Source organism: Neobacillus niacini, assembly GCF_023715785.1.
Lineage (GTDB): Bacteria > Bacillota > Bacilli > Bacillales > Cytobacillaceae > Neobacillus > Neobacillus niacini_E.
The window spans coordinates 893,705-907,481 of sequence record NZ_JAMBOX010000001.1; the positions used below are offsets into that span (position 1 = coordinate 893,705).

Genomic DNA, 13,777 nt, shown 5'->3' on the forward strand with positions numbered 1-13,777 from the left:
CCAAACGTCACTCCTTTTCATAACGGGATAGCTTCAGATAAACGATCGCGAATAGTAACAGAATCGCAAAGGTAATGACTGTTAATGCTGAACCATATCCGAAGTTGCTTCCATGGACAGCCAAGTCGGCGATGTACATGGTCAGTGTGGTTGTGGAATGAGCCGGACCTCCGCCCGTTAGGTTAAACAATAGATCGACGTTGTTAAATTCCCAAACTACCCTTAATAATGTTGTTAATACAATCGTGTTTTTTAATTGTGGCAGGATGACATAAATAAATGTCTTCCATCTGCTTGCACCATCAACCTTGGCCGCTTCATATAAATCAACCGGAATACTTTGTAAAGAAGCTAACAGGGTAATCGCAAAAAATGGAATCCCTCTCCATAATTCAGCGAGAATGACTGATGTAAACGCTGTTGTAGTACTTGCCAAGAAAGCCTGGGGTTCATTAATCAAACCCAATTTCATTAACAAGTCGTTAAGCACACCCATATGTTCGTTAAAAATTAATGACCACATCGAGGAGGCAAGTACGCCGGAGATTGCCCATGGGATAAAGGCAACCGCGCGAGCCATTCCTCTAAGCTTAAATGTTTGATTTAACAATAAAGCTAAAATCATACCAAAGATCAATTGAAGTCCTACTTCTGTTACAACCCATTTCAAGCTGTTTAGCAAACTCGGCAGAAACATTTTATCTTGTGTAAAGATCGTAACAAAGTTATCCAAACCGGCAAAACCATTATAAAACGGCGCTGCCACATCATAATGTTGGAGGCTGTAATAAAAAACGGTTCCTATCGGGTAAAAGAGAAATCCTACTATTAAGATAAAAGAGGGTAATATAAAAAGATAAGGAGTCATATTTCCCTTTGTTATTTTCTGTTTTTTCACCGTCTTTTTGCTTTTAATCGTTGTTTCTGTAACTCCACTTGAAATATCCATCTTGTATCCTCCTTTCTTGATTTCATTCTAAATGAAAACGGTTTCTTCAATAAATTAAAGATTTTAATATGTTTTATAAAAATTTTAAGATATAATTGGAGAATTTTTGTCGTTCTTGTCGAATTTTCATAAATTATCTAAACTTCTGGTCCGAAAAATCTGAGTGCTTTAACAGGTTCTGTACCATTGTTGGTAATGATACAGCTTCCTACCTGGGCAGGTATAAACAACTGATCGCCTCGCTTAACTTCCTGGCGGCTATCGCCAGTACTGATAATCGCACTGCCGGACAGAAGATAAAGCCCCGAAAACACCCCGTTCCCGTAAAGTTCCATTTGTTGCTGAACCTCCACTTGCGTCATCCGAAAATAAGGAGTCCTCATGTAGCCGATTAGTTCCGATTCTCGATTTCCGCCCCAATCTGTTAACAAACGGGGGGGTGTCTGCCATTTTTTTAGCGTTTCTTCCCAAGAAAAGGATTCATATTTAAAAACATCAAACATTTTCTCGAATCCAATCCCTTGATGGATTAAGTAATCTTCAATATGTAACCCTGAAGGCGATGTCCGTTCCATTCGAATGGTGTAGTCCGTCGGCTCCTGAATCTCAACCAAAAGGCAGCCCGGTCCAATGGCGTGGGGTACACCCGCCTCAATTAAGAACGTATCTCCGGGGGAAATATAGTATTTATGCAGGCAGGCGAGCATACCTTCGATATCCTGTTCATAAAACAACGCTTCCCACTGCTGTTTGGTTACACCGGATTTAAAGCCGACATACACATGCGGGGGTTCGCCATTCATGTTCCTCCCGCCAACAAAATGCCAGCATTCTGTTTTTCCGTATTTCGAGCCAAAGAATTGCTGTGCTTTTTCCTTATCAGGATGAACCTGTACAATCAACCGTTCAGCCGAGTCAATCAGTTTGACGAGAACCCCCGTCTGGTCTCCAAATCGTTCGACATGTTTTTTCCCAAGGAATTCGCTCGGATTCTCTTGGATGATCTCTTTCAATGTAATATCCGCATTGGGGATATCCAGCTTGCTCAAACCGTCATCTTCACGGCCAATCGTCCTGCTCGAAACGACAGAAATCATCCATTCCTCGGGGAAATGGCTATCTAGCGGATTTTCGGCGCCATGGAGTTCATCAATGAGTTTCCCTCCCAAGTAGGTTCGCCAAGACTTGGCAGGCGTTAACTTTATCGGTCTTGACGCATCAATTTTTGTTTGACTGCCATTCAAAGAACTCTACCTCCTACATTAATCCTTCTTCCTTCTTGATATTAATTGAAAACGATTTCAGATATAATTGAAGATTTTTGGGACTTTGTTTAAAATTTTTAGATAATTTATAGGTTCATCTTTAATAAATAAAAAGAAAAAAGCCCGGACCCTGTAATAATTAGGTCTGAGCATTTTAATTAGAAAAAGAATAATGTAAATGCTTTCTATAAAAAGCAGATAATGATTCTTATCGATCTTACATTCCATAATACCCGCACACTACACACCCAACTGCTTTGGCCGCTACTATCAAGGCATCTTCATCAATATCAAATTTCGGATGATGATTGAAGTATGGTTGTTCAACGCCTTTTGGCGTACAGCCAATATAAAAATAACAGCCCGGTATTTTTTCTAAATAGTAGGCAAAGTCATCAGAAGGCGACATCATCGGGTACTCGGTCACTTTTTTAATATCGGGGTCATCTGCGCCTTCAAGACTTTTTCTTACTAATTCCGTCATTTCCGGGTCATTATAAAGCGGCGGATAATCAGGGGTAAAGGTTAACTCGCACTGAACCCCAAACTCTGCTTCCATCCCGCCAGCAATCCGGCGCAGTTCCTTCCCAATAATCTCCTTTGTTTCATCCGACATATAGCGGATATCCCCTTCAAGCTCAACATGATCCCTAATCACATTAAAGGTTCCCTTTCCATCAAAAGAGCCAATCGTAATGACGCCCATATCAAATGGATTCAACCGGCGGCTAATAATCGTCTGGACAGCCGTGACAAAATAAGCGCCGGCCACAATGGCATCGTTTGCCTTATGGGGAGAGGAGCCGTGACCGCCGACCCCCTGAATCCTTAGCTTTAAATAAGACCTGCCAGCCATGGAATAACCGCTGTGATAGCCTACGAAACCGGCCGGATCCGTCGGCAGCAAATGAATACCAAATATATTTTCAACATCATCAAGCGTTCCGGATTCGACAATACTTTTTGCTCCGCCCGGCGGTACTTCTTCAGCATGCTGATGAATAATTTTGATGGTGCCCGGAATTTCGTCTTTTAATTGAATAAGACAATCGGCCAGAACGAGCAAATAAGCCGTATGTCCATCATGTGCGCATGCATGCATGACACCTTCATTCTTTGATTTGAACGGTAATTCTGTTTCTTCAAAAATGGGGAGAGCATCGAAATCGGCGCGAAGGGCAATTGTTTTCCCTGGTTTTCCTCCCTTAATGGTGACGACAATCCCATAACCGTTCCCCACATTGGATTGAACTTCCACACCCTTGCCTTTATAAAAATCTAAAATATATTGGGCTGTTTTTTCTTCTTTAAAGGAAAGCTCTGGATTTTCATGTAGATGACGGCGAATTTGAATTATCTCATCTTTACGTTCTGCCAACATTTCCATTAACTGTTGCTTCATGTTTTATTCCTCCTTGGATTTTTCTAATCCATCGAAATTGTCTGTCATTGCTGTAGGTTCAAGTACCTTCCTATTCCGTGATAGGTGTTGGCGTTGGTGATGATCTTTTTGTTCCTTTGCTTCCGGCACTCCCCGGGACCATCATCATGATTGAAAGTAATGAAAGGATACCAAAAACTACATTTGTGATGATTCCTCCAGCTGCAGCTGCATTAATATTTCCTGTCGCTTCAATCGCCCCATAAACAGCGGCAGAAATGGCCACACCAAATGAACCACCGAGGGAGCTTGCCATTTTATACAGTCCCGATGCTTCCCCGACTTTGTTTGAAGGCGCATTTGATACTGCTGTATCCGTTGAAGGTGTCGCATAAATGCCAAGCCCAAGCCCGAATAAGGCAAACCCAATAAATACGCCAACGGTATAAGCTAAGCCTGGCAAAAAGGTCAAGCCCATGATTCCGACTCCAACCGTTGTAATGATTGTCCCCCAAATCATCGGAGCTTTTGCCCCTACTTTTTGCAGGATCTTCTCACCGACACGAATCATCGCCAATACAGCAACTAAATAACCAATTGACAACATTCCCGACTGAAAAGAGGTAAATCCTCTGCCTACCTGAACATACGTATTCGCAACGACGAGCGTTCCGGCAATGGCATTTAATAAGAAGTTGGAAATGGTTGCCCCTGTGTATGGCATATTTTTAAAAAGGGAGAAATCAATCAGGGCATGTTCCTTTTTCCTTTCCACCTTTATGAAAACCAGTAAGCCAATTAGCGTAAGTGCAGCAAGACCTAAAGATAACGGGCTTGTCCAGCCAAAATCTTTTCCGCGTGTGATGACAAGGTTTAAAGCTAGCATAGATATGGCGAAAATAGCCAGCCCTGTAAAATCAAACTTGAAAGCACCTGATTGCTCCGCTTTGCTTTCCGGTGTATCTTTGATTAGCCACATGGCCAAAAGGGCAAAAATAATCGAAAAAATAAAGATCCATTTCCAACCCATGTAAGTGGCAATGGCCCCCCCTGCGAAAGAACAGACACCTGAACCGCCCCACGAGCCAATGGACCAATAACTTAAGGCCCGTTGCCGCTCAGCGCCTTCAAAATACTCCTTCATTAACGCAATCGTTGCTGGCATAATACACGCGCCTGAAAGACCTTGAATGACACGACCGATGATTAATAAAACAGACCCGGTTGCAAGAACTAAACAAAGAGAACCAATGATACTTAAAATTAAACCAAGATAGGTAATCTTCTTACGCCCAATCTTATCGGCGAATCCACCGGCAGCCACAATAAACATCCCTGAAAATAAAGCGGTTAAACTAATCCCAACATTTAATGTGCCCAATGAAATGCCCAAATCCTTTTGAACGGCCGGGACAATGTTCACCATCGCCTGCGCGAACAGCCAAAATGTAAGAACGCCAAACACAATCCCTGTAATTAATTTATTTGTACCTTTATAGCCTGCTTCCATATTCTAGCCCCCAAATAAGTTTCGTTTAATAAAAAGCTTGTTTTTATTATTCCTCTCGCTATATATTTTTTATTTACAAGTTTTGTCACTCCCCGATTAAAATTAAAATTAATGGATTAAAACTCAGGTGGTGACCCCAGGCACGTTACCTATACGGAAAGCTTGAGTAATTCAGCTTTTGCTTCGACTTTCCCTTCTATGACTGGGACAACATCAACATATTGATTGGTATTAGTGACCACTACAGGCGTTTTTACATCAAAGCCGGCGGCTTTAATTTTTTCAATATTAAATTCAATGAGAGAGTCTCCCGCCTTCACTTGATCCCATTGTTTCACATGAGTGGTGAAACATTGACCGTTTAATTTAATCGTATCAACCCCAATATAAATTAAAATTTCCGCTCCATTCACAGATGTAATGCCAATGGCATGTCCGGTCGGAAATAGAGTGGTAACCGTTCCGTCAACGGGAGATATCACTTCACCGTTTGTCGGTTCAATCGCAATTCCTTTACCTACCGTTTCAGTAGAAAACAATGGATCACAAATTTCGCTTAAGGGAACAGTTTCACCTCTTAAAGGACTGAAAATGGTTTCTCCCTTTACAATGGCCAGGCCAAACTCCTTCACTGTTTTGGCCGAAACTACGTCATTTTTTCCTTCATATCCAAAGACGAGTGTCAAAACCATTCCGATCACTAACGCGGTTAAAGTGCCTATTAAATATTGACCGATTGGTGTGAATACTGGAATAGATAAAAAACTTGGAAGAGCAAATGCCGTCCCTTCTATGCCAAACGCCCCATTAATCGCTCCGCCAATGGCTCCGGCTAATGCCACATACACCATTGTCCGTTTGAAACGTACCAGGATTCCATATGTGATGATTTCTGTCGTACCTGCCAAGGCACCGGGGACAAGCCCGGACCCGGCCAGAGTTTTCAAATCTTTATCCCTCGTTTTAAAGAAAACCCCCAATCCCATCCCAATTTGGGCAAACGGGGCAGCAGCTACCATCGGGCTTATTGGATCACCGCCAGTTGCCAGGTTGGCAATCATGATGGGAACAACCGCCCAGTGGAGACCCAATATTGTCAGGAATGACCATGCCGCTCCCAGAACCGCTCCTGTTAAAATACCGCTTTTTGCACTTAAAAATTTGATGATGACGGCTAAGCCCCCGCCAACGTATGTACCGAATGGACCAAAGATCAGTACAGTCAAAGGAACAATAATAGCTAATGAAATAAGGGGATTCACGAACATTTGCAATTCTTTATAAATAACTTTTTTCAGATATTTATCCAATAGTGAATAAATCGTAACGGCAATCAAAATAGGAAAGACGGTCGAAGAATAATTTGCCAATATAACCGGAATCCCTAAAAATTCTACGTTTTGCGCTTTTGATGTCACTAAATCCGTATAATGCGGCTCTAAAAGCGCAGCACCGATTGCACCGCCAACATAGCCGTTGGCCCCCAGTTTTATTGCTAAAGTGATCCCGAGGAAAACTGGAAAGAAGTAGAAAATAGCATGTCCAGCTGCAGCTAAAATCGCATAGGTGGCACTTTTAGGAGATAACCATCCTACTGTCGTCAAAATCGATAATAAAGCTGAAATCAATCCTGACCCGGCAAGTACCCCTAAAATAGGCGCAAAACTTCCACTGATTACCCCCAAAATTTTATTCATGACCGTTTCTTTTTGTTCTATTGAAGCATCGCTTGTATTAATCGTATTCACTTTTTTGTTCTCCTTGGTTGAAATTTTTTAAAATGCAGAAACTTGCTTTTATGATTTCCATTTTCTTGTTCCGATATTTGATAACTTAAAAAATCAATGAAAAAAGCCCTATCCGATTTTTAGATAGGGCCAAGTTATATATTAGGATTCAAATCCTTTATTTTTTGTATCCTAGGTTTGGAATGTCATTCCAGCGCTGGCTTAGATAGCGCACGACCATTTTTGGTTCTCTTGCACGGGTAAATACACCTTTTTTGTTGCCTTGAACGCGCATGATGCCAAATTTGGTTTGGAAATCGGCGAAGTTCCATAATTGTTCGCCTACAAAGTTAGGAATCTCATCGAATACCTTGCTGTTCATGCGGTAGTAATCTTCTTGGTATTCTTCACTGAACGGCTCGCCAAGTGCACTATGGAATCCGGCAACCGTATCGGCACCATATTCGGTGTACATAATTGGTTTATCCGGGTATTTTTCCTGCCATTCTAACAGCTCTTGGCGTGTCTTTTCTTCAGCCGTCTTCAAGTCGCCATGTTGTACATACCAGCCATAGTAACGATTTAAGGCAATCACATCAACCAGGTCTGTACATTTGTCAGCCTTTGGCGTTGCCATCATGATGCCGACATACGTACATGGACGCTTTTGTGGATCTAATTCGCGAGCCAGATTAAATAACGGTTCAAAATACTCGTGGGCACCTTTTGAATAAGTGGCTGCCTCGTTGGCAATCGACCACATCACCACACAAGCATGATTTTTATCGCGGTCAATCAGCTCGCGAATCACCTGTTGATGAGCCTCGGCTGTCTTCAACTTTTCCCAAGTATCGTCTTCAAACTCTCCGCCTTTTTCCAAAATCGATACGTCAAAAGTGAAGGATAACATCAATCCAACTGCCGGTGTTTCGTCAATCACGACAATTCCTTCACGGTCGCAAAGGCGCATCATTTCTTCGGAATATGGATAATGCGACGTCCGGAATGAGTTGGCACCCATTGCTTTCATCAAGTTAATATCATGCACATTGTAGACTTCGTCAAGTCCACGGCCGCGGACATGCGTATCTTCATGCTTCCCAAAGCCTTTGAAATAGAAAGGTTCGCCATTGATTAAGAACTTGCCGCCCTTTACTTCTATCTTACGGACGCCAAACGGTTCTTCATACACATCTTCCACTTCGCCATTCGTGATTCCTTCGACCTTTGCTGTATAAAGATAAGCATTAAGCGGCTGCCATAAATGAACGTTCTCAAGCGTAACATTTACATCTGTTCCCCTAGTTTGAGCGACTGTATTGCCTTGTTCATCAAGAATGGTTACCCGCACTTCTTCAAAATGTCCGCCAGTTTTAACGGAAACTTGGACATCTGCTTGCTGATTGGCCAAATCGACATTTGGTACAATCACAATATCGTCAATATAATTCTTTGGTGTTGAATAAATTTTGACAGGGCGATGCAATCCCGCATAGTTAAAGAAGTCAAAGTTCTCATCAACTTTACGGATGACTTTACCGTTTTCATCATTCGTTTCGCTATAATTTCCAACTGGCAATGTCGTATAATCCAAAAGATTGCTCACACGAACCGTTAAACGGTTTGCCCCAGGAACTAAGAATTCATTGATTTCCGCTTCAAATGGCATAAATCCGCCCTTATGATGAACAACAAACTCGCCGTTCACATACACCCATGCTTCGTGAGTCGCAGAACCAAAGCGCAATACCAATCTTTCATCACGCAAGGCTTTGGCAATGGTAAATTCTCTTTCATACCATACATAGCCGCAGTGCTGGCGAATTTCTTGCGATACCGCTTGATCATTAAACGATGCCGGAACTGCCATCGACTCACCCGTTGGCAGGGGTTGGTTCACATCTATTTCTTTCACTTCATCATCAATCATAAATTTCCAAACACCATTTAGGTCCAATACAACACGGCTATCCGTTGCAATAGGATATAACATTTGCTTTCTCCTCCAGTCATGTACAGAAAATACTAAGGTCTACCCATAGGCTTTGAGGAAATCATTTTGCCTATTCGCTATTATGTAAAGGCTTTAATTTTATTATAGGGAATCCGCTCTGGTAATAATCGTAATATTTTTACTAGATTCGTAATTATTTGCTATTTTTTATTTTTCTATGTACATTAAAACGAGAGGAGTGATATGTTGGAAGGAAATTTTAACTATCAAGATTTTGTGAAAATCTGCAAAATGGTCCATTCGATTACAAAAATTGATATACGCCTGCATAATCAGGATGGAGATACCCTATTCCAACGGATTAACCATTATATCCCGGCAATTTTACATCAGCCAGACAAAAAGGCTGCAAAAATTAATGAAATTCATCGTAGCCTCCAACCAAATCATTATTATCACTATATAAACACATTCGGTCTTGAGTATTTGGCGATTGGCATTTGGCGGGGCCCATCTTTTTATGGCAGCATTCTTGCCGGTCCTTTGATTTCGCATCTATCGGTTATTGATCTGATAAAAGACATTATTTCAAAAAACAATCTCCCGATCGGCGAACGCAAGCAATTGGAACAATTCTATCAATCCGTGCCGACTTTAAGTGAAACAGAGTCTAACAATATCGGGGAAATGCTGGTTAATCTTTGTGGTCATGATTTCATATATTCGGAAGCCATTTCCTCTGGTACACCGCTTCCACCACTCAAACCGGATCTGCAAAACACAACTATCGAAGGAAGTAAGCATTTAATCGAATATAGATACGAGCACCAGAATAAATTGATGGATGCCATTACTAAAGGGGACAAGGCTGAGGTTCATCACTTAATCCATTCGATGACAGATTTTGTGGCGTTTTCCGACAGAGTGCCTGGAAGTCCGATTCGGTCCTCCAAGAATATTTCCTTTGTTTTCAATACCATGTGCCGGGTCGCAGCTGAAAAAAGCGGCGTACACCCTGTGTACCTCGATAATATTTCCGAACGGTTCGCCATTTTGATTGAGCGTGCGACCACGCTTTCCCAGTTAAAGAAGCTATTTGCGGTCATGGCCAATGAATATTGCGATCTTGTCGACACTTTTGCCACGGGCCATTACAGCCCAATGGTGAAAAACGCCGTTGATTATATTTTGCTCCATTTAGGCGGTCCATTGACCCTACAGTTGATTGCGGACAAAATTCACGTCAATCCTTCACACCTGTCTCGGAAATTTAAAAGCGATACAGGGATCACCGTGACCGAATTCATTAATCGCAAACGGGTGGAGGAGGCGAAATTATACTTACAACGAAGCAATAGTTCCATCACAGACGTTGCCTTTATGGTCGGATTTAATGACTTAAATTATTTTACTAAAGTATTCAAAAAAATCACCTCAGTGACTCCATCTCATTACGTCAAAAGAAAATCCATTAACCTAAAAAACAACTCCTGACTGGATGGAGTTGTTTTTCATCATAATATACCTTATCACACGTACAGGAATGAAGAGCCCCCTTCTCTATTTTTCAAGTTGCTTCTGCAAACCTAATGATTCAATAAAATTTACAAAGACCTTCACGACATTCCATTCCATAGATTCCTTGTGGTAATACATCCACGTTCTGCGTAATATTGGATTTCCATTTTTGTCAGTCAAATCGTATTTCTTTAATTCCTTTATATCCTTAAGCATTCTGCTGGACATAATCCCATAGCCCAGTCCATTAATAACCATTTCCTTACAAGTATCAACCTGATCCACTTCTATACTGATTAGCGGCGGCTGTGTATAGTTTTCGGCCCACCAATTGTCAATTAATGAATTTAATAAGTAATCGCCGCTATAGTCAATTCTGGGGAGATTAGGCAAATCCGATATATCAATTGCCTCCTTCGACGTAACAGATACTGTTTCTTCAAATAATAAATGTTTCTGCAGTCCCCTATCACTATAGTCGCCTCGAATAAAACCGATATGAACATCCTTATTGTGTATAAAATGAGATACATCTTTACTCCAGCCGGTAATCACTTTAAATTCCACATGAGGATATTGGTCTTTAAATAATTTTAAAATATAGGGAAGTTCATGATTCGCGAAAAAGTTAGATACACCTAATTTCAATGTTCCCGCAACTTTATTACCGGACATCTGACTCATATTCCGAACATGCTCTTTTATATCGTTAAATTGAGCAAGGATATCGTCGGCACAATGAACAAGATATTCTCCTTGCGGGGTAAAATGGACCCCTCTGCTTTCACGGGTTACAATTTTGACACCCAATTCCTCCTGCATGTTCTTTAAACGGTTCGTTAGTGCCGGCTGGGTAATAAACAAAAGTCGGGCTGCTTTCGATATGTTCTTCTGACTATAGAGGACCTTCAGTATTTCCCAATCACGGTAATCCACAATTAAATTAACCCCCAAAATATCCCATATAAAAGTTTTTTATATCATATTATATTTTTTTTGCATTTTATTTATTTCCATTATTGCATTATGATTGGTCTGTAGCAATTGATAATTACTTCCTTAAACCTTCGATTGAGACTTATCAAGGCAAGGTTTTACAGGAAAAATTAATAGAAGTCTCTGTCTGCAGGACAGAATTAACCAAAAAAGGAAGATGAATTTTTATGTGGGTCATAACTCGTTATTTAGATTCAACTATTTCTATGTTTGAATTTAACACCGAACAAGAAGCAAGAGAGTCTCTCAAAGACATGAAGGGCTATAAAATTCTTTCAGAAGTTGTATACTTCAATGATCCTTGTTTTCAGCAAGAATTAAATTAGAACGGTTACTAAAAGCCAATGTTTTTTTGAACATTGGCTTTTTCTGTTTTAAAGGGTTTCTTCCATATAATCAATTAATTTCAAAACATCTGTTTTTGTTCCGACAGGCCCATGGCCAGGAACAGCCTTTTCAAATTCAAGTTCTATGACTTTTCTTAAAATATCTTCCCACCCCTCGGGGTTAGACTCCTCAAAAAACGTTGGCGGGCTGCCGACAAAAAGCAAATCCCCCATAAATAATACCCTCTCTTCCGGAATATAAAGCATGGCATCACAATAGGAATGCCCCCCTCCCAAGGTAAACAGTTTGGCGCTCCTTTTCGTGCCGTAAAAGGATAGTTCCTCTTTAAATGTTACCTGTGGCAAGGTTAACTGGAGCGTTGGCAAGGAACGTTCTACTTCCGTTAAGAAGCTGATTTTCTGTTCAATCTCCAAATTTCTATTCCTACTAAACTCTTCTTTTAATGAGACAATATAATCAGCAAGCTCCTTTATCCCCTGTTTTTGCTTCTCTATTCGGTCCGGATGAATATCCCGCATTTTTTCATAGGTTATTTGACTGGAGATCATCGTGCTCCCCTTAAAAACCTGGTTACCCCGGATATGATCGCCGTGAAAATGGCTATTCACGACCCATGTGATAGGCGAAGCCGTTACCGTTTCCACTGCCCTTTTCAAGTCTTCTGCGGCCTGGGGTGTATTAAATGTATCAAATACAATCGTTTGATTGCCCAAATCAACAAAGCCCGCATTCGCGACTGCACCGCCGCCCTCATTAGCAATTGCCGCATAAACTCCCTGACTTACTTTTTCTAATTTAAAATGCTTGCTGGAAAATTCACCGTTCATCGGAATCTCTCCTCCTTTTACTGAAAACCCACTTGGTTTGTTATATATTCCCATTATATAATAGCCATAGTAACCAGAATACTTATTGAGCAAAGAGTAAATCAGTTGGAGGAAGAACCATGTCTTTTTCCTTGTATGTTTCGAATCTGTCGTCCGAACAGGTAGCTTTTAGTTATTCTGCCGCCCATGAAACCATGATGGCCCTTCATGTGTTTCATGATTGTACACACCATCCTCTCCATATCCCATGGGTCATTAGCGCCAGAAAGAAAATCAATTACACCTTGAAACAAGAAATAGAAGCCTTTAGCTTTTTATATCAAAGGCCTTTGGTGACATTCTGGACCATGCAGGGTCATTCTGCATTTCAATCATTTGAACAGGGTATAACAGAACTCAGTTCCAGCCCTGTCGATTTTTTCTGCCATACCATTGTTGCAACGATTTTACGTCGAAAAGGAATACCCACCGAACTAATGAATGACGGGCAGTTGCAACAGGATTTTATTGGCGTGGCCCGTCATCGTTATCCGGAATCCGAGGAAGTGATTCTTGCCTTGGTGGAAAATCCAGAGCCCATTCGGCAACGATTTATCAATATGCTGGAGGATTTCTGGCGTATTTGTGTAAAAAGTGACTGGAATAAGATTGAAGAGCTTTTTTTAAAAGATATTGCCATACGTGGCAGAAAGCTGATCAATGAGGGGATATTACAGCTGCTGGACAGCCTTTCGCAGGAAATTGACATTGATCCGCTGAAGAACAAGGCGGTCATCAGAAGAATGTCAAAACAGGATATTTATTTTGATCAGGAGGGTCAATTGCTGTTAACGCCTTCCTATTTCGCATGGCCCCATCTATTTGTTAATCTGTATCCTATTATCGGAATTAATTACTCCATTATGGAAAACCGGCATGCTGCAGCAAGACCCATGCCGCCGGAAGATTTATTAAAGTTTCTCAGCGCATTGGGGGATTTTAGCCGGCTCCAGATCGTCAAATATTTAGCGCAAAAGCCACGATCAACCAGGGAATTGGCGGGGTTAATGGGTATGACAGAGGGTGCCATATCAAAACACATAAAACTGCTTAAGGATGCTGGTCTAGTAGCTTCCAAACGTGAAAGCTACTATGTATTTTATCATTTGCTCGATAAACCATTTCGTGAGTTTCCTGAAGGATTGTTTGAATATATAGGGAACGATCATTTCAGCAATAATGATAAATAGACTCAGGCTCATAATAAGAGCCTTCTTTTATAAAACCGCCACTATTTATGGTAAGGTTTACATTGATCTATTT

At 41.1% G+C, this 13,777-nt stretch carries 10 protein-coding genes; 2 read left to right on the top strand and 8 right to left on the bottom strand.

Going from position 1 to position 13,777, the window contains the following annotated elements:
- Positions 1 to 7: 7 nt before the first annotated feature.
- From M3234_RS04250 to uidA, 6 genes are all read right to left on the bottom strand, one after another.
- The gene (locus tag M3234_RS04250) at positions 8 to 949 is read right to left on the bottom strand and encodes a carbohydrate ABC transporter permease (RefSeq protein WP_262303475.1); all 942 of its coding nucleotides are present in this window, start codon (positions 947 to 949) and stop codon (positions 8 to 10) included.
- A 137-nt stretch (positions 950 to 1,086) separates the two neighbouring features.
- Positions 1,087 to 2,193: a type I phosphomannose isomerase catalytic subunit gene (locus M3234_RS04255; protein WP_262303476.1), complete on the bottom strand. Its 1,107-nt coding sequence runs from the start codon at positions 2,191 to 2,193 to the stop codon at positions 1,087 to 1,089.
- A 238-nt stretch (positions 2,194 to 2,431) separates the two neighbouring features.
- Positions 2,432 to 3,616: an amidohydrolase gene (locus M3234_RS04260; protein WP_262303477.1), complete on the bottom strand. Its 1,185-nt coding sequence runs from the start codon at positions 3,614 to 3,616 to the stop codon at positions 2,432 to 2,434.
- Between the two features lie 70 nt (positions 3,617 to 3,686).
- The gene (locus tag M3234_RS04265; protein ID WP_262303478.1) at positions 3,687 to 5,105 is read right to left on the bottom strand and encodes an MFS transporter; all 1,419 of its coding nucleotides are present in this window, start codon (positions 5,103 to 5,105) and stop codon (positions 3,687 to 3,689) included.
- A gap of 149 nt (positions 5,106 to 5,254) precedes the next feature.
- Entirely contained in the window at positions 5,255 to 6,853 is a 1,599-nt protein-coding gene (locus M3234_RS04270) for a glucose PTS transporter subunit IIA (RefSeq protein ID WP_262303479.1), read from the bottom strand.
- Between the two features lie 157 nt (positions 6,854 to 7,010).
- On the bottom strand, positions 7,011 to 8,825 hold the full coding sequence (gene uidA / locus M3234_RS04275) for a beta-glucuronidase (RefSeq protein ID WP_262303480.1): 1,815 nt from the start codon (positions 8,823 to 8,825) through the stop codon (positions 7,011 to 7,013).
- A 204-nt stretch (positions 8,826 to 9,029) separates the two neighbouring features.
- Between uidA and M3234_RS04280 the strand changes: the two genes are divergently transcribed.
- On the top strand, positions 9,030 to 10,280 hold the full coding sequence (locus M3234_RS04280; RefSeq protein WP_262303481.1) for a helix-turn-helix transcriptional regulator: 1,251 nt from the start codon (positions 9,030 to 9,032) through the stop codon (positions 10,278 to 10,280).
- 66 nt (positions 10,281 to 10,346) lie between these two features.
- Here the strand turns inward: M3234_RS04280 and M3234_RS04285 are convergent, their stop codons facing one another.
- Both M3234_RS04285 and M3234_RS04290 read right to left on the bottom strand, forming a co-directional pair.
- Entirely contained in the window at positions 10,347 to 11,240 is an 894-nt protein-coding gene (locus tag M3234_RS04285; RefSeq protein ID WP_262303482.1) for a LysR family transcriptional regulator, read from the bottom strand.
- A gap of 434 nt (positions 11,241 to 11,674) precedes the next feature.
- Positions 11,675 to 12,475, bottom strand: coding sequence for an MBL fold metallo-hydrolase (locus tag M3234_RS04290; RefSeq protein WP_262303483.1), 801 nt, complete (start codon positions 12,473 to 12,475; stop codon positions 11,675 to 11,677).
- 119 nt (positions 12,476 to 12,594) lie between these two features.
- Between M3234_RS04290 and M3234_RS04295 the strand changes: the two genes are divergently transcribed.
- A complete protein-coding gene (locus M3234_RS04295; protein WP_262303484.1) occupies positions 12,595 to 13,704 on the top strand; it encodes an ArsR/SmtB family transcription factor in 1,110 nt (369 codons plus the stop codon).
- Positions 13,705 to 13,777: the final 73 nt, after the last annotated feature.